General features: G+C 53.3%; 17 protein-coding genes. 8 read left to right on the top strand and 9 right to left on the bottom strand.

Translation table 11 applies throughout. The annotated features are described in order from the left end of the window. The first annotated feature begins 49 nt into the window (after positions 1-49). The gene (locus ACESQ2_RS18005; protein ID WP_049069199.1) at positions 50-946 is read left to right on the top strand and encodes a LysR family transcriptional regulator; all 897 of its coding nucleotides are present in this window, start codon (positions 50-52) and stop codon (positions 944-946) included. Positions 947-984: 38 nt separating this feature from the next. On the opposite strand, the gene aroD is transcribed toward ACESQ2_RS18005, so the two are convergent. The 9 genes from aroD to leuL form a co-directional block, all read right to left on the bottom strand. Further along, positions 985-1,740, bottom strand: coding sequence for a type I 3-dehydroquinate dehydratase (aroD, locus tag ACESQ2_RS18000; RefSeq protein WP_014837399.1), 756 nt, complete (start codon positions 1,738-1,740; stop codon positions 985-987). A 33-nt stretch (positions 1,741-1,773) separates the two neighbouring features. After that, on the bottom strand, positions 1,774-2,988 hold the full coding sequence (locus ACESQ2_RS17995; protein ID WP_064380143.1) for an MFS transporter: 1,215 nt from the start codon (positions 2,986-2,988) through the stop codon (positions 1,774-1,776). A gap of 11 nt (positions 2,989-2,999) precedes the next feature. After that, a complete protein-coding gene (locus tag ACESQ2_RS17990; protein WP_004108154.1) occupies positions 3,000-3,863 on the bottom strand; it encodes a shikimate dehydrogenase in 864 nt (287 codons plus the stop codon). 10 nt (positions 3,864-3,873) lie between these two features. After that, the gene (locus ACESQ2_RS17985) at positions 3,874-5,907 is read right to left on the bottom strand and encodes an FAD-dependent oxidoreductase (RefSeq protein ID WP_046877805.1); all 2,034 of its coding nucleotides are present in this window, start codon (positions 5,905-5,907) and stop codon (positions 3,874-3,876) included. A 402-nt stretch (positions 5,908-6,309) separates the two neighbouring features. Continuing rightward, the gene (gene leuD, locus ACESQ2_RS17980) at positions 6,310-6,915 is read right to left on the bottom strand and encodes a 3-isopropylmalate dehydratase small subunit (RefSeq protein WP_014227913.1); all 606 of its coding nucleotides are present in this window, start codon (positions 6,913-6,915) and stop codon (positions 6,310-6,312) included. 10 nt (positions 6,916-6,925) lie between these two features. Continuing rightward, on the bottom strand, positions 6,926-8,326 hold the full coding sequence (leuC, locus tag ACESQ2_RS17975) for a 3-isopropylmalate dehydratase large subunit (RefSeq protein ID WP_373171042.1): 1,401 nt from the start codon (positions 8,324-8,326) through the stop codon (positions 6,926-6,928). Positions 8,327-8,328: 2 nt separating this feature from the next. Beyond that, complete coding sequence (leuB, locus tag ACESQ2_RS17970; protein WP_004098566.1) at positions 8,329-9,420, bottom strand: 3-isopropylmalate dehydrogenase; 1,092 nt, start codon at positions 9,418-9,420, stop codon at positions 8,329-8,331. Beyond that, entirely contained in the window at positions 9,420-10,991 is a 1,572-nt protein-coding gene (gene leuA / locus ACESQ2_RS17965; protein ID WP_004098567.1) for a 2-isopropylmalate synthase, read from the bottom strand. Before leuA ends, leuB begins: the two co-directional genes overlap by 1 nt. A 95-nt stretch (positions 10,992-11,086) precedes the next feature. Continuing rightward, positions 11,087-11,173, bottom strand: coding sequence for a leu operon leader peptide (gene leuL / locus ACESQ2_RS17960; RefSeq protein ID WP_009654551.1), 87 nt, complete (start codon positions 11,171-11,173; stop codon positions 11,087-11,089). A gap of 603 nt (positions 11,174-11,776) precedes the next feature. Between leuL and leuO the strand changes: the two genes are divergently transcribed. From leuO to ftsL, 7 genes are all read left to right on the top strand, one after another. Beyond that, positions 11,777-12,745, top strand: a complete 969-nt coding sequence (gene leuO / locus ACESQ2_RS17955) for a transcriptional regulator LeuO (protein WP_086073947.1) — start codon at positions 11,777-11,779, stop codon at positions 12,743-12,745. 391 nt (positions 12,746-13,136) lie between these two features. Then, on the top strand, positions 13,137-14,861 hold the full coding sequence (ilvI, locus tag ACESQ2_RS17950; protein WP_025106489.1) for an acetolactate synthase 3 large subunit: 1,725 nt from the start codon (positions 13,137-13,139) through the stop codon (positions 14,859-14,861). A gap of 2 nt (positions 14,862-14,863) precedes the next feature. Beyond that, positions 14,864-15,355, top strand: coding sequence for an acetolactate synthase small subunit (gene ilvN, locus ACESQ2_RS17945; RefSeq protein WP_004098573.1), 492 nt, complete (start codon positions 14,864-14,866; stop codon positions 15,353-15,355). Positions 15,356-15,535: 180 nt separating this feature from the next. Next, on the top strand, positions 15,536-16,540 hold the full coding sequence (gene cra, locus ACESQ2_RS17940; RefSeq protein ID WP_004098577.1) for a catabolite repressor/activator: 1,005 nt from the start codon (positions 15,536-15,538) through the stop codon (positions 16,538-16,540). Positions 16,541-17,166: 626 nt separating this feature from the next. After that, on the top strand, positions 17,167-17,625 hold the full coding sequence (mraZ, locus tag ACESQ2_RS17935; protein WP_009654608.1) for a division/cell wall cluster transcriptional repressor MraZ: 459 nt from the start codon (positions 17,167-17,169) through the stop codon (positions 17,623-17,625). A 1-nt stretch (position 17,626) separates the two neighbouring features. Continuing rightward, a complete protein-coding gene (rsmH, locus tag ACESQ2_RS17930) occupies positions 17,627-18,568 on the top strand; it encodes a 16S rRNA (cytosine(1402)-N(4))-methyltransferase RsmH (protein ID WP_004098579.1) in 942 nt (313 codons plus the stop codon). Further along, a complete protein-coding gene (gene ftsL, locus ACESQ2_RS17925; protein ID WP_002888550.1) occupies positions 18,565-18,930 on the top strand; it encodes a cell division protein FtsL in 366 nt (121 codons plus the stop codon). Before rsmH ends, ftsL begins: the two co-directional genes overlap by 4 nt. The last annotated feature ends 1 nt before the right edge of the window (position 18,931 follow it).

Below are 18,931 nucleotides of genomic sequence, written 5' to 3'. Positions count from 1 at the left end.
GGTATATTAGGGGCATGAGTTTTATTCTTATATTATACGAGCAAAAATAATGAACCTAAAGCAACTTTATTATTTTAAGCGGCTGGCAGAAACCGAGCACTACACTGAAGCCGCCTCCAGTCTTTTTATCACTCAACCCTCGCTAAGCCACGCCATATCTGAACTGGAGAAAGAGCTTGGCGTGGCGCTATTTGCCAGGAAAGGGCGCAATGTCAAAATTACGCAGAATGGTAAGCGCTTTCTGCCCTACGTCGAAGATGCCCTGTCCTCATTAGAGAATGGCCGCATGACGTTGCAAAAAAATAGCGACGAGAACAAGGAAAATATTCGCATTGCGTTTATTTATACCATGGGCGAATATGTTGTTCCGCAGTTAATTAATAAATATTCCCTTTCACCATCTCGTCACAATGTGACATTTTCTTTTACTCAGGGAACGTCGTTAACGCTTCTGCAGGAACTGAAGGCCGGGAAAAGCGACCTGGCGATTTGTTCCTATATTGCGGATGAGCCTGATATCGACTTTATTCCTATTATTCAGCAGGAGCTGGTCGTGGTAACGGCAAAAGATCACCCTCTGGCCAGGCTCTATGAAAATGAAGTCGACCTGGTGGAGACTATCCACTATCCCTATATCTATTTTTCGGAAAATAGCGGGTTACGCCCCTTTATTGATAACGTGTTTATGCAGCAAAAGCTGGTGCCGGATATTGCCTGCTACGTTGATGAGGATACGGCGATGGCGGGGCTGGTCAGTATTGATTACGGTATTGCGATTATGCCGCGAATTTCCGCGCTCTCGTATTACAACGTGCATATCCTGACGATTAAAAATGCGATTCCTCCGCGTTATATCTATCTGGCAACGATGAAAGAGCGGGTACTTTCTCCGGCGATTCAGTCATTTAAAGATGTCATTATTAATGACAGCCAAAAAATCCGCTAGCAACCTCGCCCGGAGGGTGACCCCCGGGCGATGTTTTATCAGGAAAGAATATCCATCAGTTCACGCAGTTGGGTAATGGCGATTTGCCCTGGCGCAGAAGCCTGGCCGACGGTACCGAAGGTCATTGCTGAACCGAACAAACGGCCGGTTACCCGGCTCACGCCGCCGGATTTACCCATCGACATGGTGATTAACGGCCGAGTGGCGTACTTCTCTTTCATCGTCAGGGTTGCCGAGAGCAGGGTCAGGACATCCTGCGGCGACTGCGGCATGACCGCGATCTTCGGCAGATCGGCGCCAAGATCCTGCATGCGGCGCAGGCGGTAGATGATATCTTCCTGAGCCGGCGTTTTATGGAAATCATGATTGCTCATGATAACTTTGACGCCCGCAGCGTGGGCATCGCTCACCAGCGAGCGAATTTGCGCTTCGTCGTTGAACAACTCGATATCAATCACGTCGGTCAGACCGCTAACGGCCGCCTGGCGATTCAGCTCAAAATAGGCTTCGTCGCTGATTTCCGTTTCGCCACCCTCTTTTTTACTGCGGAAGGTGAACAGCAGCGGGATCTCTTTCAGCAGCTGGCGAATCTCGCCCAGCGCCAGTAGTACCTGCTCCGTTTCTCTGACCTGGGTGAAGTGATCGACGCGCCACTCGATAATATCGGCTCCGGCGGTAGCCAGCGCGCGCGCGTTAGTCTGCAGCTCGGCGAGCGTTTTGCCGATCAGCGGTACGCAGATTAAGGTTTCCCCTTCCTGGAAGGTGATGTTTTTTACTGTTACTGCTTGAGTCATGTTGGTATCCATTATTCTTTTTGTCATTGACCATCAGGCGGTTGCTGCAACCCGGGATGTTTTTGCAGCGGCGCGAACCTGAAGCTGACGATAACCGATGTACAGGGCGATCACAAAGCCGACGATCGCGATCAGAAGATCGAACCACATAATGCTGGCGATACCCATCTTCGACAGTTTTGCCGTGATCAGCGGGATCGTAAAGCTGGCCAGACTTCCTGCGGTATAAAAGATCCCGGTGGCTTTGCCTTTTCCGTTCGGGAAGCTCATGGCCATAATGGTCGCGCCTATCTGCAGCACGCCGCCGGCGGCGGCAAAGCCGATGATAAAGGCGAAGCCGGTCACTATCATCGGCGTAGGGAACAGGCAAACGATCAGCAGTGACATCATCGACAGGAAAGTGTAAACGATCATGGCGACGGCCGAGCTAAATACCTCTTTGACAAAGGCCGCGGTGACGAACACGCACGTCAGGGAACCGGCAGTATAGACGCTCAGGAGTTTAATGGCCGACTCGTGCGGGATGCCGGCAACGAACTCGCCGTACTGCGCTAACCACTGGCTGACCAGATAAAAAGTCGCCATACCGATATAGCCGTACAGGGTAAAGATGGCCATATCCAGCTTGCCGGCGTTCGCCTGCGGGGCTACGGCGGCGGCCGACGATTTTTCTGCGGTTTCCTTTTTCGCCCGATGGTCCGGGAAAGGCATTTTTATCAGGTAGATAGCGCTAATAATCATCAATACAGCGGCGATGATAAACGACCATCCGTACCACATATTCGCCCAAATCAGCGCACCGATAATGAACGGCAGCAGGAACTGCCCGGCAGAGACAAAGGCTTTGATCAGCACATTTGCCCGGCTGGCGGAGTTAGGGAAAGACTCCATCAACGCCGGATAGGTTCCGGAATCGAGGAAGCTGTTTGCCAGACCGGCCATAATGCCGAAGAAGTAGGCCATATAAATGTTTTTCGTCAGTAAAATACCGAGGAAAAACACCAGATAGCTGGCGATGCCGAGATAGATAAAAGGTTTACGGCCAAAACGGTCGGACAGGAATCCTGTGACGATCGTGGCGAGCTTACCGATCCCGAGCGACGAAATGACGATGGAGACGCCGGCAGCGTCGGTTCCCCACTGTTCCTGCAGATTCGCCATATTGAGGGTGATTAACAAAACCCCCATGCCGTGGATCAGGTAGTTAAGATAGAGCCCAGCCGCCGTTGGGACATATGGATTTTTCATCGCGCCCATCCTTAGAACAGGATATTTTTGACGTGTTCAACCGGCATTTCTTTGCCCGTCCAGATTTCAAAAGCGCGCGCGCCTTGCCAGAGCATCATCCCCAGACCGTTGATGGTGCGGCAGCCTTTTTTCTCGGCCACTTCCAGCAGATAAGTTTTGCGCGGGTTATAGACCACGTCAGAAACGATCAGATCCGGGCGCAGGAAGCTGTCATCAGGCAGCAGCATCTGGCCTTCAAACGGTTTCATACCCACGCCGGTGGCGTTGGTCAGAATGACGCTGCTGTCGATTTCCGCGCGCAGTTTGTCATGATCGTCCAGATCGAACAGGTGGATCTCGCAGTTGGTGTTATTACGGATTTTGGCGACGGTCTGTTCTGCATTGGCGAAGAACTTATCTTTGCGGTTAAAGATGGAGATCGCTTTGACGCCATCGAGCGCGGCCTGAACGCAGAGCGCGGTTGCCGCGCCGCCTGCGCCCAGAACGGTCATTTTTTTGCCGATGATATCAATGCCCTCTTCTTTGAGCGCGCGCATATAGCCGGTGCCATCGGTAATGTGGCCGGTCAGTACGCCATTGTCGTTCACCACGGTATTCACCGCGCCAACCAGTTCTGCCGCCGGCGAGAGCTTGTCCAGATACTGGCAAATCTCCGTTTTGTTCGGCATGGAGACGTTACAGCCGCGCAGTTTTAACGCGCGAAAGCCCTGTACCACGTCTTTCAGCTCTTCGTTACCGACTTCGAACGCCAGGTAAACATAGTCCAGCCCCAGATGAGCAAAAGCTTCGTTATGCATGGTTGGCGACATGCTGTGGCGAATCGGAGTCGCAATCAGGCCAATCAGCTCGGTATGTCCGGTAATACGTTCTGCCATGATAAAATCCTCAATATGTTAGAAATGGAATTTTTGTCGATTCGCGGTTGCCGAGAGCCCCCATATCTTCGAGGGTGTCCAGCACGTTGCGCCCTTCGCGCACGCCATCAATGATTCGCCGGGCCATCAGGCTGTCGCCGATGTTCATTATTTTTACGTTATTGGCTCTGGCCCATTGTTCAATCTCAGTGAGACCGGCGGTGTTGGCGCGCATTCCCAGGCAGACGAAGCCGTAATCGAAAGGAATGTCGAAGGTGCCATCCGCGTTTTTAACGGTGAAATGCGTTGGGGTGACGGCAACCAGCTGCGTGCGCATGTGCTGTTCCACGTGATGTTCATCCAGCATGGTCAACATGGCGTTTTTGGTAATGATGTCCAGATCGCGACCCGGCGCGTCCTGCATCTCGATAAGCACGGCGCTGGCACCGCGCGCGGAGAAGTACTCGATGACGTCCAGACCCACGGCGCCTGCGCCGACGACGGCGATGCGTTTACCTGTAGCATCGGCAAACTGGTCCAGATGATGAATCATGTTGGTAATGGAGAAGACGTTCCCGCCTTCGACATCGATGTTCTCGCGCAGTCCTTCAATGGGCGGCAGCAGGGGCACTGAACCGGTGGCGTTGACGATTAAATCCGGGCGAAGAGCGGAAACGGACGCCACGGTGGCGCGTCTGCCGACCTGCAGCATCAGGTTATCGAGCGAGGCGATACGGTTTTTCATAAACTGCGGAAAATCAGCGATACGCTTTTTCTCCGGCAGCAGGGAGATCTCGCTGGCCAGTCCTCCGATGCTGTGCTTCTCTTCCAGCAGCCAGGTATGGCAGCCGACTTCAGCCGCGGTGCAGGCCGCTTCCATTCCCGCCGTACCCGCGCCGATGACCACGACGTTGGTATCGCGGATCACGCGCTGCTGCTTATACGCGTCGCCGTGGATGATATCCGGGTTGATCGAGCAGCGAAGAGGGCGGGAGCGGGCGATGCGGTGATCCGCGCAGCCAATGTTGCAGGAGATGCATTTCCGCATCAAACGTTCGTTGCCGCTTTGAACTTTTTGCACCCACTCCGGCTCGGCGATCAGGCCGCGGCCAATGGCAATCAGGTCGGCATCGCCGCTGGCGATAATATCTTCGGCGACTTTCGGGGTACGGATGTTGCCGGCAATCACCGTGGGCTTGTGGAATTTTTCGCGTACCGCGCGCGAGAGGTAGCGCTTCCAGCCATCTTCCAGAGACATCTGGTCAATCTGGAAATTGAGGTTGTCGTTTTGCGCGGCGGAGACGTTGATAATATCCACTTTTTCCTGACACAGTTCGAGGATCCGCAAGGAGTCTTCGAGCGTATTTCCACCTTTCAGAAAGTCATCGGCGCTAATACGCAGGCTGACCGGAAAACGCGGGCCTACGCAGGCCCGTACCTTATCGACGATTAGGGTTAATATTCTGGCGCGATTCTCTACGCTGCCGCCAAATTCATCGGTGCGCTTATTAAACAGCGGTGATAAAAACTGGCTAATTAAATAAGAGTGGCCGGCGTGAATTTCCACGCAGTCGAATCCAGCGCGGCGAACGCGCTCCGCCGCGTCACCAAATTTATCGACGGCATGATATATCTCATCGTGCGTCATCGGGCGGGGAATATTCCCGTTCTTTTTGGACGGCGTGCTGGAAGAAGACAGCGGCATTTCGCCGTTCAGGCGATACGCATAGGCCGACGCGCCGGCGTGGTTTAATTGAATACTGACGCAGGCGCCGTGTTTATGTAAGGTTTCGGTTAATTTGAACAGGCGCGGAATATATTGATCGTTATCGATACGCAGCTGCGTAGTGCCGTTAGAGGCGAAAGGAAAATCGATGCAAATATTCTCGATAGTGATGAGTCCTGTGCCGCCCCGCGCGCGTAGCTCATAGTAGTCAATCTGCTCCTGCGTGACTTCCCCGTTCAGGCTCGCCAGGTTTGTGCCCATTGGCGGCATGATGATGCGGTTTTTTATTGTCATTCCGTTAATGGTCAACGGGGAAAAAAGATGGGGATAGTGGCTCATATGCTCTCTCCACTGGATGCCTGATGGCCTTTTACGGCGATTCTGGCCTGTCCAAAGTTAATATTTCTCTGTGGGGAAAGATAACGAGGCGTTTAATAGAAAAATAATGCTTTTTTTTGCGCGGAGCTATAGCGTGATTCTATGGGATTAACAATTTATTTACACATTAGTGTTTTTACCTTAAATATTTCAATCGATTTTTTACTTGTACTTGTGGAATGACACAAAAAGAGTAGGGGAATGATTGAATAGATGCCCAATTGATAATGATTTATTTTTATCGCGGCGAAAATGTCGCCCCGTTATAGCGACGAATATTGATATATGTGCGCCAGATCTCATTTTTACCGGCGAAAAAAAGCCCGGATCGCGGTCCGGGCTGAGATATACATGGCGGCTGCCTTAATTCATAAAGGCCGGCTGTTTTTTCTCATAGGCTGAGATCGCCTCTTCATGCTGCAAAGTCAGGCCGATGCTGTCCAGACCGTTCAGCATGCAGTGGCGGCGGAAAGCGTCAATTTTAAAGCTGTAAGATTTATCGCCTGCTTTAACCACTTCGGCTTCCAGATCGACTTCAAACTTAATGCCCGGCTGAGAGTGGACCAGCTTAAACAGCTCATCGACCTGCGCTTCGCTCAGGGTGACCGGCAGCAGCTGATTGTTAAAGCTGTTGCCGTAGAAGATATCGGCGAAGCTCGGCGCGATGACGACTTTAAAACCGTAATCGGTCAGCGCCCACGGCGCGTGCTCGCGCGAAGAGCCGCAGCCGAAGTTTTCCCGCGCCAGCAGGATAGAGGCGCCTTTATATTCCGGGAAGTTCAGCACGAATTCCGGGTTAGGCTGTTCGCCTTTGTCGTCCAGGAAGCGCCAGTCGTTAAACAGATGGGCGCCAAAACCGGTACGCGTAACTTTCTGCAGAAACTGCTTTGGAATGATTGCATCGGTATCGACGTTCGCGGCGTCCAGCGGAACCACCAGGCCGGTATGTTGGGTAAATTTCTCTGCCATGATGGTTTCCTTATTTCAAGCTACGGATATCGGCGAAATGACCGGTCACGGCCGCCGCGGCTGCCATGGCCGGGCTGACCAGGTGAGTGCGTCCGCCGCGGCCCTGACGGCCTTCAAAGTTACGGTTGCTGGTGGAGGCGCAGCGCTCGCCCGGGTTCAGGCGGTCGTTGTTCATCGCCAGGCACATGGAGCAGCCGGGTAAACGCCACTCAAAACCGGCTTCAATAAAGATTTTATCCAGGCCTTCGGCTTCGGCCTGCGCTTTTACCGGACCAGAGCCTGGCACGACCAGCGCCTGAACGCCCGGCGCCACTTTACGGCCTTTCGCGATCTCGGCCGCCGCGCGTAAGTCTTCGATACGCGAGTTGGTGCAGGAGCCGATAAAGACTTTATCAATCGCCACGTCGGTTAACGGTACGCCAGATTTCAGGCCCATATAGGCCAGCGCTTTTTCCGCGCTCGCGCGCTCTACCGGGTCGGTGAATGATGCCGGGTCCGGGATGATATCGGTGACGGAGATGACCTGGCCTGGGTTGGTGCCCCAGGTGACCTGCGGGGCAATCTCTTCCGCCTGCAGGGTGACAACGCTGTCAAAGGTCGCGCCATCATCGGTGGTCAGGGTTTTCCAGTAAGCGACGGCTTCGGCAAAATCTTCGCCTTTCGGCGCGTGCAGGCGGCCTTTCACGTAATCAAATGTGGTCTGGTCCGGCGCCACCAGGCCTGCTTTCGCGCCCATTTCGATAGCCATATTGCACAGGGTCATGCGGCCTTCCATGCTTAAATCGCGAATGGCTTCGCCGCAAAATTCAACAACGTGCCCGGTACCGCCGGCGCTGCCGGTTTTACCGATGATCGCCAGAACGATATCTTTGGCGGTGATGCCTGGAGCCGCTTTACCTTTAACTTCGATCTTCATGGTTTTAGCGCGGCCCTGCTTCAGCGTCTGCGTAGCCAGGACGTGTTCGACTTCAGAGGTGCCGATACCGAAGGCCAGCGCGCCGAATGCGCCATGGGTTGCCGTGTGTGAGTCGCCGCAGACGATGGTCATACCCGGCAGGGTGACGCCCTGTTCCGGCCCCATCACGTGGACGATGCCCTGGAAAGGGTGGTTCAGATCGTACAGTTCCACGCCGAACTCTTTGCAGTTTTTAATTAACTCCTGCATCTGGATACGCGCCATTTCGCCGGACGCGTTAATGTCTTTCGTCTGCGTCGAAACGTTGTGATCCATCGTGGCGAAGGTTTTGCCCGGCTGACGTACCGGGCGCTTGTGGGCGCGCAGACCGTCAAACGCCTGCGGCGAGGTCACTTCGTGAACCAGATGGCGGTCAATATACAGCAGCGGGGTTTCGTTTTGCGCTTCATAAACCACGTGAGCATCGAACAACTTTTCGTATAACGTCTTCGCCATGATTACACCCCTTCAGCGACATAGCGGGCAATGATATCGCCCATTTCATCGGTACTGACCGCCGCCGCGCCGCGCGCTAAATCGCCGGTACGTACGCCTTCTTCTAATGCGCGGTTGATCGCATTTTCAATCGCGGTTGCCGCGTTATCGGCATCCAGGCTATAGCGCAGCAGCAGCGCCAGGGAGAGGATCTGCGCGATGGGGTTAGCGATGTTTTTACCGGCGATATCCGGCGCGGAGCCGCCTGCGGGTTCATATAAACCAAAGCCTTGCTCGTTGAGGCTGGCGGACGGCAGCATGCCCATTGAACCGGTAATCATGGCGCATTCGTCAGACAGGATGTCGCCGAAAAGATTGGAGCACAGCAGGACGTCAAACTGGGACGGATCTTTGATCAGCTGCATGGTGGCGTTGTCGATATACATATGCGACAGCTCAACGTCAGGATACTGCTTACTGACTTCACTAACGATTTCACGCCACAAAATAGAAGACTGCAGCACGTTCGCTTTATCAATCGAGGTCACTTTGTGGCGACGCTTGCGGGCGGACTCGAACGCAATATGGGCGATACGCTCAATCTCAAAGCGATGATACACCTCGGTATCGAACGCTTTCTCATGCTGGCCGCTGCCTTCACGGCCTTTCGGCTGGCCGAAGTAAATGCCGCCGGTCAGTTCGCGGACGCATAAAATGTCGAAGCCGTTAGCGGCGATATCGGCGCGCAGCGGGCAAAACTCTTCCAGGCCCTGGTACAGCTTAGCCGGGCGCAGGTTGCTGAATAATTTGAAATGCTTACGCAGGGGCAGCAGCGCACCGCGCTCCGGCTGCTCCGCGGGCGGCAGGTGCTCCCATTTCGGTCCGCCAACGGAGCCAAACAGGATCGCGTCGGCCTGTTCGCAGCCTTCGACGGTAGTCTGCGGCAGGGGAGTGCCCTGACGATCGATGGCGACACCGCCGACGTCGTGCTGGCTGGTGGTAATGCGCATATCAAAACGGTGGCGAACGGCTTCCAGTACTTTCATCGCCTGGTTCATGACTTCCGGGCCAATACCATCACCTGGTAAAACAGCAATATGGTAATTCTTCGACATTACACGGTTTCCTTATTGTTCTCTTTATTCTGAGCTTTGCGTTGCAATTCTTTTTCGACTTCAGCGGCGCGCCAGATATTGTTCAGGACGTGAACCATGGCTTTCGCGGAAGATTCCACGATATCCGTCGCCAGACCCACGCCGTGGAAGCGGCGGCCGTTGTAGTTCGCCACGATGTCCACCTGGCCCAGCGCATCCTTACCCTGACCCTTGGCGTTGAGATCATATTTGACCAGCTCAATCTCATAGCCGGTGATGCGGTTAATGGCCTGATAAATGGCGTCCACCGGGCCGTTACCGTTGGCGGCCTCAGCTTTTGTTTCATCACCGCATGCCAGCTTCACGGAGGCGGTTGCGATATCGCTGGAGCCGGACTGCACGCTGAAGTAATCCAGGCGGAAATGCTCCGGTTCTTCCTGCTGTTTATTAATGAAGGCTAACGCTTCCAGGTCATAGTCAAATACCTGGCCCTTTTTATCCGCCAGCTTGAGGAATGCGTCATACAGATGGTCCATGTTGTAGTCGGTGTCTTTATAGCCCATCTCTTCCATGCGGTGTTTCACCGCCGCGCGGCCGGAGCGTGAGGTCAGGTTCAGCTGCACCTGGTTCAGGCCGATAGATTCCGGCGTCATGATTTCGTAGTTTTCGCGATTCTTCAGCACGCCGTCCTGGTGAATACCGGAAGAGTGGGCAAAGGCGCCGGTTCCGACGATAGCTTTGTTGGCAGGGATCGGCATATTGCAAATCTGGCTGACGGTCTGGCTGGTACGCCAGATTTCCTGGTGATTAATGCGGGTGTGCACATTCATAATGTCTTTGCGCACTTTAATCGCCATGATCACTTCTTCCAGCGAGCAGTTGCCGGCGCGTTCGCCGATACCGTTCATCGCGCCTTCGACCTGGCGAGCGCCGGCGTGGACCGCTGCGAGGGCGTTACCGACCGCGATGCCTAAGTCGTCATGGGTATGGACGGAGATAATGGCCTTGTCGATGTTAGGCACGCGTTCGTACAAACCGGTGATGATGTTGGCGAATTCGAACGGCATGGTGTAGCCGACGGTATCCGGAATATTGATGGTTGTTGCGCCTGCATTAATCGCGGCTTCAACGACGCGAGCCAGATCGGCAATCGGCGTACGGCCAGCGTCTTCACAGGAAAACTCGACATCGTCAGTGTAGTTGCGTGCGCGCTTCACCATATAGATGGCACGTTCAATAACCTCATCCAGGTTACTGCGCAGCTTGGTGGCGATATGCATCGGCGAGGTGGCGATAAAAGTGTGAATACGGAACGCTTCCGCCACTTTTAATGATTCTGCTGCAACATCGATATCTTTTTCTACGCAGCGGGCCAGGGCGCAAACGCGGCTGTTTTTGATCGTGCGCGCGATGGTTTGCACGGATTCAAAGTCGCCTGGAGACGAGACTGGGAAGCCCACTTCCATGACGTCAACGCCCATCCGCTCCAGGGCCATAGCAATCTGCAGTTTCTCTTTCACACTCAGGCTGGCTTGTAACGCTTGTTCACCGTCGCGTAAGGTCGTATCGAAAATAATGACTTGCTGGCTCATGGTTTAGATCCTTGGTCTGTGTCCTGGCGCCTTGCTTACGAGCATAAAAAAACCCGCGCATTGGCGCGGGTTTTATAGTCTTGCTGGAAGATGACTTAACGATGAACGTCGCCCAACAGCCTACCGCGCAAAATGGATGCGTTTAGTAGTAGTAGGCTGAGAAAGCGAATGCTGCGAATCATTGCGTCATGCTCCAGATGAAATCGTTATGCATTTAGAGTTACTGGATATGGGGTTTGATGTCAACCCTTGGGTGAAGAAAAGGTCTTTTTACCCGCGAGAAGAATTAGCTAATTGTGCTGACGATCGCGCTTTTTTGCCGATGATCCTTTTTAGGACATCAGCGCATGTTGAGATATTTTCACTATTTGATAATTTTGATTTTCGCTGAGAGCCGCAAGGATAGCGCGCCTGGCCAGAATCATATCTTAATGAAATAGCTGAATTTATTTGTTTGCTGAATGTGTCCATGTTTGTAAGGGGGAATTATCAATGATAATAAAATGTGAATGTTAAGGGCAGCTTAAACCGATATTGTAATAGTGCTTAAATTATAGTTAACCGCTGCTGTTATTGTTTATTTTTGATATTTATGGGTACACTTGGTTTTATCAAGTAAACAATATGGTTAGGGGGTTGCGAGTACGTTCAACCGCAGAATTTTCGTCGCCACTCATAACCTTAATATATTCCTAAAATTCATCTTTGCCCTTTTGTAAATGTCATATGCATGGTAAATGATATTTTCAGAATTAATTACTGCACTTTGGCAAAGGGAATTTAGCGTGACAGTGGAGTTAAATATGTTAAAAGAAAATACTGAATATAAGCCGGACTCAGAGGTGGAAAACGCAAAACCTCAGCTGAGAATGGTCGACCTGAATCTGTTAACCGTATTTGATGCGGTAATGCAGGAACAAAATATCACCCGTGCGGCACATTCCCTGGGGATGTCGCAGCCGGCGGTCAGCAATGCCGTATCAAGACTGAAAGTGATGTTTAATGATGAGCTGTTTGTTCGTTATGGGCGCGGCATCCAGCCAACGGCGCGTGCTTATCAGCTATTTGGTTCTGTACGACAGGCATTACAATTAGTGCAGAACGAGTTGCCGGGCTCGGGCTTCGAGCCGCTCAGCAGCGAGCGGGTCTTTAATTTATGTGTTTGCAGCCCGCTGGATAATGCATTGACTTCGGTTATTTTCAATAAAGTTGGCGAGATTGCGCCCAACATTCATTTGGTCTTTAAATCGGCATTGAATCAAAACACGGAACATCAATTACGTTATCAGGAAATTGAATTCGTTATTGGTTATGAAGAGTTTCGTCGCCCTGAGTTTGCCTGCGTGCCTTTATTTAAAGATGAAATGGTGCTGGTGGCGAGCCGGAAACATCCGCGTATTTCTGGCCCAATGATGGAAAATGATATTTATCAGGAGGAGCACGCGGTTGTCGCTCTCGATCGCTACGCTTCATTTAGCCAGCCGTGGTATGACACCGCGGATAAACAATCGCGTATTGCTTATCAAGGTAACGCGATGGTCAGCGTATTAAATGTGGTTTCCCAGACCAATATGGTTGCTATCGCACCGCGCTGGTTAGCCAGCGAGTTTGCCGATAAGCTGGATCTGCAAATATTACCGTTGCCGCTGAAAGTGAATAGCCGTACCTGCTATCTTTCATGGCATGAAGCGGCGGGCCGTGATAAAGGGCATCAGTGGATGGAAGAATTGCTGGTCAATATCTGCCAGCGCTAAACGGTCGCGATACAAACGGGGGCTTCGGCTCCTGCTTTGTGTGACAAAAATCACTAAACGTAGAATTTTATTCTGTTTGCGCTTGTCCGCCCCCGGCGCTGCCCGTTAAAAAATGGATGATTTGCTGTAGTTGGTTATTTTCCCCGAGCATTGACTATCATATTTTCTTATCTCCGAAGTTTTTCACCGTGTTTTAGCTGCGAACCTTTCTTTTATCCTTTTAATGCCTCTTAGGTGCCGACGGTCGCCAATTGCCTGCCCGTTAGCGAGCAGTTATGGTAACGGCATGCAGTCTATTCACCTCAGGACGAAGCTTTTGCGCTTCGTCTTGTGCGAGCGCGCGGAAATCGGATTCCGCTGTCGTTAAAAACTATAAGCCGGGAGGCAAACCATGGAGATGTTGTCAGGAGCCGAAATGGTCGTCCAGTCGCTGGTCGATCAGGGCGTCAAGCAGGTGTTCGGTTATCCCGGGGGCGCGGTCCTCGATATCTATGATGCGTTACATACCCTTGGCGGAATCGATCACGTACTGGTCCGCCATGAGCAAGCTGCCGTGCATATGGCGGATGGCCTTGCGCGCGCAACGGGCGAGGTCGGGGTAGTCCTGGTGACCTCGGGTCCGGGGGCGACTAACGCGATTACCGGCATTGCGACGGCTTATATGGATTCCATTCCGCTGGTGATTCTTTCCGGTCAGGTCGCGACGTCCTTAATTGGCTACGATGCTTTCCAGGAGTGCGACATGGTGGGGATCTCCCGACCGGTGGTAAAACACAGCTTTCTGGTTAAGCAAACCGAAGATATTCCCGGCGTGCTGAAAAAAGCGTTCTGGCTGGCGGCCAGCGGGCGTCCCGGCCCGGTCGTCGTGGATCTACCGAAAGATATTCTCAATCCGGCGAAAAAACTGCCGTACGCCTGGCCAGATACGGTCAGCATGCGCTCTTATAATCCGACGACGTCGGGTCATAAAGGGCAGATTAAACGTGCGCTGCAGACGCTGGTGGCGGCCAAAAAACCGGTGGTTTACGTCGGTGGCGGGGCAATAAACGCGCAGTGTGAACCGCAGCTATTTGCGCTGGTTGAGAAACTGAAGCTGCCGGTGGCGTCTTCGCTGATGGGGCTGGGCGCCTTCCCTGCCTCGCATCAGCAGGCGTTAGGGATGCTGGGCATGCATGGGACCTATGAAGCCAATATGACCATGCACCATTCCGACGTGATTTTCGCCGTCGGCGTGCGCTTCGACGATCGTACAACGAATAATCTGGCCCGGTACTGTCCGAACGCGACGGTGCTGCATATTGATATCGATCCCACTTCGATATCCAAGACCGTTCCTGCCGACGTGCCTATCGTTGGCGACGCCCGCCTGGTACTGGAACAGATGCTGGAACTGCTCGACCATGAAGAGACGCAGCAGCCGCTGGATGAAATCCGCGACTGGTGGCAGCAGATTGAGCAGTGGCGCGCGCGTCATTGCCTGCAGTACGACACGCAAAGCGGCAAGATTAAACCGCAGGCGGTAATTGAGACCATCTGGCGGCTGACGCACGGCGATGCGTACGTGACGTCCGATGTGGGTCAGCATCAGATGTTCGCGGCGCTTTATTATCCTTTCGACAAACCGCGGCGTTGGATCAACTCAGGTGGTCTGGGAACGATGGGATTTGGCCTTCCCGCCGCGCTGGGCGTGAAGATGGCGCTGCCGGAAGAAACGGTGATTTGCGTGACCGGCGATGGCAGCATCCAGATGAATATTCAGGAGCTCTCCACCGCGCTGCAGTACGAGCTGCCGGTGCTGGTGCTGAACCTCAATAACCGCTACCTCGGGATGGTGAAGCAGTGGCAGGATATGCTTTACTCTGGCCGTCATTCACAATCCTATATGGAGTCATTGCCTGATTTTGCTCGCGTCGCGGAAGCCTACGGCCACGTGGGGATTCGTATCAGCGACCCGCAGGAGCTGGAAGCGAAGCTCGCTGAGGCGCTGGAGCAGGTGCGTAATAATCGACTGGTTTTCGTTGATGTAACGGTTGACGGCAGTGAGCATGTATACCCCATGCAGATTCGCGGCGGCGGTATGGACGAGATGTGGCTGAGCAAAACGGAGAGGACCTGATTATGCGCCGGATATTATCAGTATTACTGGAGAACGAATCGGGCGCGCTATCCCGCGTGATCGGCCTCTTTTCACAGCGCGGTTATAATATTGAAAGCCTGACGGTAGCGCCGACGGACGATCCGACGTTATCCAGAATGACTATTCAAACCGTTGGCGATGAGAAAGCGATTGAGCAGATAGAAAAGCAGCTGCACAAGCTGGTCGACGTGCTGCGCGTTAACGAGCTTGGACAAGGCGCGCACGTTGAGCGTGAAATTATGCTGGTAAAGGTCCAGGCCAGCGGCTATGGACGCGATGAGGTCAAGCGCAATACGGAAATCTTCCGTGGGCAAATTATCGACGTCACGCCGTCTATCTATACCGTTCAGCTGGCGGGAACCAGCGATAAGCTGGATGCGTTTTTGGCTTCGCTGCGCGACGTGGCGCGAATTGTTGAAGTCGCCCGCTCGGGCGTAGTCGGATTGTCGCGCGGCGACAAAATCATGCGCTGAGCCGCTGAAACTGACGTAAAAATAGCCCGACACAGCCTGTCGGGCTATTTTTTTGCGAAATCGGTGGGAACTGTGGACTAAAGCGGTTGCTGCGCTTACTTTTCTGCGCTTAGATGTTATAAAAACGAATCCATACCTGAAGAATGGTTATGTTCTGTACTTATTACCCAAGGGGCAATTGTGAAACTGGATGAAATCGCCCGGCTGGCCGGTGTCTCGCGAACGACCGCTAGCTATGTGATTAATGGGAAAGCGAAGCAGTATCGCGTTAGCGATAAAACTGTTGAAAAGGTGATGGCGGTGGTTCGTGAGCACAACTATCATCCGAATGCGGTTGCTGCAGGCTTGCGTGCAGGACGTACGCGGTCCATTGGTCTGGTTATCCCGGACCTGGAAAACACCAGCTATACGCGCATCGCTAATTACCTGGAGCGTCAGGCGCGCCAGCGCGGCTATCAGCTATTGATCGCCTGCTCCGAGGATCAGCCGGATAACGAAATGCGCTGCATTGAGCATCTGCTGCAGCGTCAGGTCGACGCGATAATCGTTTCCACCTCATTACCGCCTGAACATCCGTTCTATCAGCGCTGGGCTAACGATCCGTTCCCGATTGTCGCGCTCGACCGCGCGCTCGATCGAGAGCACTTCACCAGCGTGGTGGGCGCCGATCAGGACGATGCTGAAATGCTCGGTGCGGAATTGCGTAAGTTTCCGGCTGAAACGGTGCTGTACCTTGGCGCGCTGCCGGAGCTTTCGGTGAGCTTCCTGCGCGAGCAGGGATTCCGTACGGCATGGAAGGACGATCCGCGAGAGGTGCATTTCCTCTATGCAAACAGCTACGAGCGCGAAGCCGCGGCGCAGCTCTTTGAAAAGTGGCTGGAAACGCATCCAATGCCTCAGGCGCTGTTTACGACTTCGTTTCCGCTGCTGCAGGGCGTGATGGACGTCACGCTGCGCCGGGAAGGGAAGCTGCCTTCCGAGCTGGCTATTGCCACTTTTGGCGATAATGAGCTGCTGGATTTCCTCCAGTGTCCCGTTTTAGCCGTGGCCCAGCGCCACCGCGACGTGGCGGAGCGTGTGCTGGAGATCGTGCTCGCCAGCCTTGATGAACCGCGTAAGCCGAAACCAGGGTTAAGCCGTATCCGGCGCAATCTTTATCGTCGCGGCAGCCTGAATCGCCGCTAAGCGCGTGACCAGGATTATTCGTAGAGCATTCGCCAGACGGAGACGCGTCTGGCGATAATCCGCTGAGATGACGTAAAAATTGCAGGGTTAAGGATCTTTCAGACAAATCCTTAATCTTCCTGACATCTCTTTTAATTTTATTCTTCGTGCCATTTATTCCACGGTTTAATTAGCCCATAAAAGGATTAGCGTATTTATTTGTATTATTTTGTTACATTCAGCGGGTGAGTTGCTGAATTAACACTCATTTCCTCGCTATTATGGTAGCGATAAGCGCTGTACCCCGCAGTAAGAGTGCCTCTCCTGTGAAAACTGGTGCTGTTAACGGTCATCAGAATGGCCTAAAATGCCGCTCGCGTCGCAAACTGACACTTTATATTTTCCCTTCGAAGATATTTTGCTGCTTTAACTGTTACAAGTTTGTTGGTTGTTTTCTTACCGATATTCATAACGTTAATTTGCCTCGTTTGTTGGTTGATTTTTCCTCAGGGCGAATATCGGCTGTAAATAATGGGTTTTTGAGCTCTGTTGGCATCCGTGCTGGCTTGACAAGCTTTTCCTCCGCTCCGTAAACTCCTTCTTGTGGGAATTTGTGGGGTAAAGTGGCGAAAAGGGGTGAGGCTGGCATGTTCCGTGGGGCAACGTTAGTCAATCTCGACAGTAAAGGCCGTCTGGCCGTACCGACGCGCTACCGCGACGGGCTGATCGAGAACGCTTCCGGTCAATTGGTATGCACCATTGACATCCATCACCCGTGCCTGCTGCTTTACCCTTTGCCTGAATGGGAAATCATCGAGCAAAAATTATCGCGTTTATCGAGCATGAACCCCACCGAGCGGCGCGTACAGCGTTTGCTTCTGGGACATGCCAGCGAATGTCAGATGGATAGCGCCGGGAGGCTATTAATCGCCCCGGTGCTGCGGCAACACGCCGGGCTGACAAAAGAAGTGATGCTGGTCGGGCAGTTCAATAAGTTTGAGCTGTGGGACGAAACGACCTGGTATCAACGGGTCAAGGAAGATATCGACGCTGAGCAGTCCGCTTCCGGGGAACTGTCGGAGCGCCTGCAGGATTTGTCTTTGTAAAATGATGGAAAATTATAAACACACTACGGTACTTCTGGATGAAGCCGTTAACGGCCTGAATATTCGTCCTGACGGTATCTACATTGATGGTACCTTTGGCCGCGGCGGTCACTCGCGCCTGATTCTCTCCCAGCTGGGAGCGGAGGGACGCCTGCTGGCGATCGATCGCGACCCGCAGGCTATTGCCGTCGCGAAAACTATCGATGATCCCCGCTTTTCCATCGTTCATGGTCCTTTTTCTCAGCTGGCCGACTATGTTGGCGAGCGCAATCTAACCGGCAAGATCGACGGTATTCTGCTCGATCTTGGCGTCTCCTCACCGCAGCTGGATGACGCTGAACGTGGCTTCTCTTTTATGCGCGATGGTCCGCTGGATATGCGCATGGATCCGACGCGCGGCCAGTCAGCCGCTGAATGGCTACAAACCGCCGACGAAGCCGATATCGCCTGGGTCATCAAAACCTTCGGCGAAGAGCGCTTTGGTAAACGCATTGCCCGCGCCATCGTTGAACGCAACCGCGTGGAACCGATGACGCGTACCAAAGAGCTGGCGGAGGTCGTTGCGGCGGCGACGCCGGTGAAAGATAAATTCAAACATCCCGCGACCCGTACCTTCCAGGCGGTGCGCATTTGGGTGAACAGTGAACTGGAGGAGATAGAGCAGGCGCTAAAAAGCTCGCTCAGCGTGCTGGCCCCGGGCGGGCGGCTCTCTATTATCAGTTTCCACTCGCTGGAAGACCGTATTGTGAAGCGCTTTATGCGCGAGCAAAGCCGCGGTCCGCAGGTTCCGGCAGGGTTACCGATGACCGAAGAGCAGCTTAAAAAACTGGGCGGCCGTGAGCTAAGAGCATTAGGCAAGTTGATGCCGGGCGAAAAAGAGGTAGCTGAAAATCCTCGTGCCCGTAGTTCAGTTCTGCGTATTGCAGAGAGGACGAACGCATGATCGGCAGAGTGACAGAAGCCCTAAGCAAGGTGAAAGGGTCGATAGGAAGCAACGAGCGCCATGCTTTGCCTGGCGTGATCGGAGACGACCTTCTGCGGTTTGGGAAGCTGCCACTCTGCCTGTTCATTTGCATCATTATTACGGCGATTACGGTGGTGACAACGGCGCACCATACTCGCCTCTTAACCGCGCAGCGCGAACAGCTGGTGCTGGAACGCGACGCGCTGGATATTGAATGGCGCAACCTGATCCTCGAAGAAAATGCTCTCGGCGATCACAGTCGGGTTGAGCGGATCGCGACCGAGAAGCTGCAGATGCAGCACGTCGATCCATCACAAGAAAATATCGTTGTACAGAAATAAG

The organism is Klebsiella sp. Q11 (assembly GCF_964241505.1).
GTDB lineage: Bacteria > Pseudomonadota > Gammaproteobacteria > Enterobacterales > Enterobacteriaceae > Klebsiella > Klebsiella michiganensis.
Note: the sequence above shows the minus strand (reverse complement) of the source record. Positions and strands in the feature narration are given on the sequence as shown.

Coding starts and splice junctions, on each gene's coding strand:
- ACESQ2_RS18005 (WP_049069199.1), top strand. CDS start 50: ATGAACCTAAAGCAACTTTATTATTTTAAGCGGCTGGCAGAAACCGAG.
- aroD (WP_014837399.1), bottom strand. CDS start 1,740: ATGACTCAAGCAGTAACAGTAAAAAACATCACCTTCCAGGAAGGGGAA.
- ACESQ2_RS17995 (WP_064380143.1), bottom strand. CDS start 2,988: ATGAAAAATCCATATGTCCCAACGGCGGCTGGGCTCTATCTTAACTAC.
- ACESQ2_RS17990 (WP_004108154.1), bottom strand. CDS start 3,863: ATGGCAGAACGTATTACCGGACATACCGAGCTGATTGGCCTGATTGCG.
- ACESQ2_RS17985 (WP_046877805.1), bottom strand. CDS start 5,907: ATGAGCCACTATCCCCATCTTTTTTCCCCGTTGACCATTAACGGAATG.
- leuD (WP_014227913.1), bottom strand. CDS start 6,915: ATGGCAGAGAAATTTACCCAACATACCGGCCTGGTGGTTCCGCTGGAC.
- leuC (WP_373171042.1), bottom strand. CDS start 8,326: ATGGCGAAGACGTTATACGAAAAGTTGTTCGATGCTCACGTGGTTTAT.
- leuB (WP_004098566.1), bottom strand. CDS start 9,420: ATGTCGAAGAATTACCATATTGCTGTTTTACCAGGTGATGGTATTGGC.
- leuA (WP_004098567.1), bottom strand. CDS start 10,991: ATGAGCCAGCAAGTCATTATTTTCGATACGACCTTACGCGACGGTGAA.
- leuL (WP_009654551.1), bottom strand. CDS start 11,173: ATGATTCGCAGCATTCGCTTTCTCAGCCTACTACTACTAAACGCATCC.
- ilvI (WP_025106489.1), top strand. CDS start 13,137: ATGGAGATGTTGTCAGGAGCCGAAATGGTCGTCCAGTCGCTGGTCGAT.
- ilvN (WP_004098573.1), top strand. CDS start 14,864: ATGCGCCGGATATTATCAGTATTACTGGAGAACGAATCGGGCGCGCTA.
- mraZ (WP_009654608.1), top strand. CDS start 17,167: ATGTTCCGTGGGGCAACGTTAGTCAATCTCGACAGTAAAGGCCGTCTG.
- rsmH (WP_004098579.1), top strand. CDS start 17,627: ATGATGGAAAATTATAAACACACTACGGTACTTCTGGATGAAGCCGTT.
- ftsL (WP_002888550.1), top strand. CDS start 18,565: ATGATCGGCAGAGTGACAGAAGCCCTAAGCAAGGTGAAAGGGTCGATA.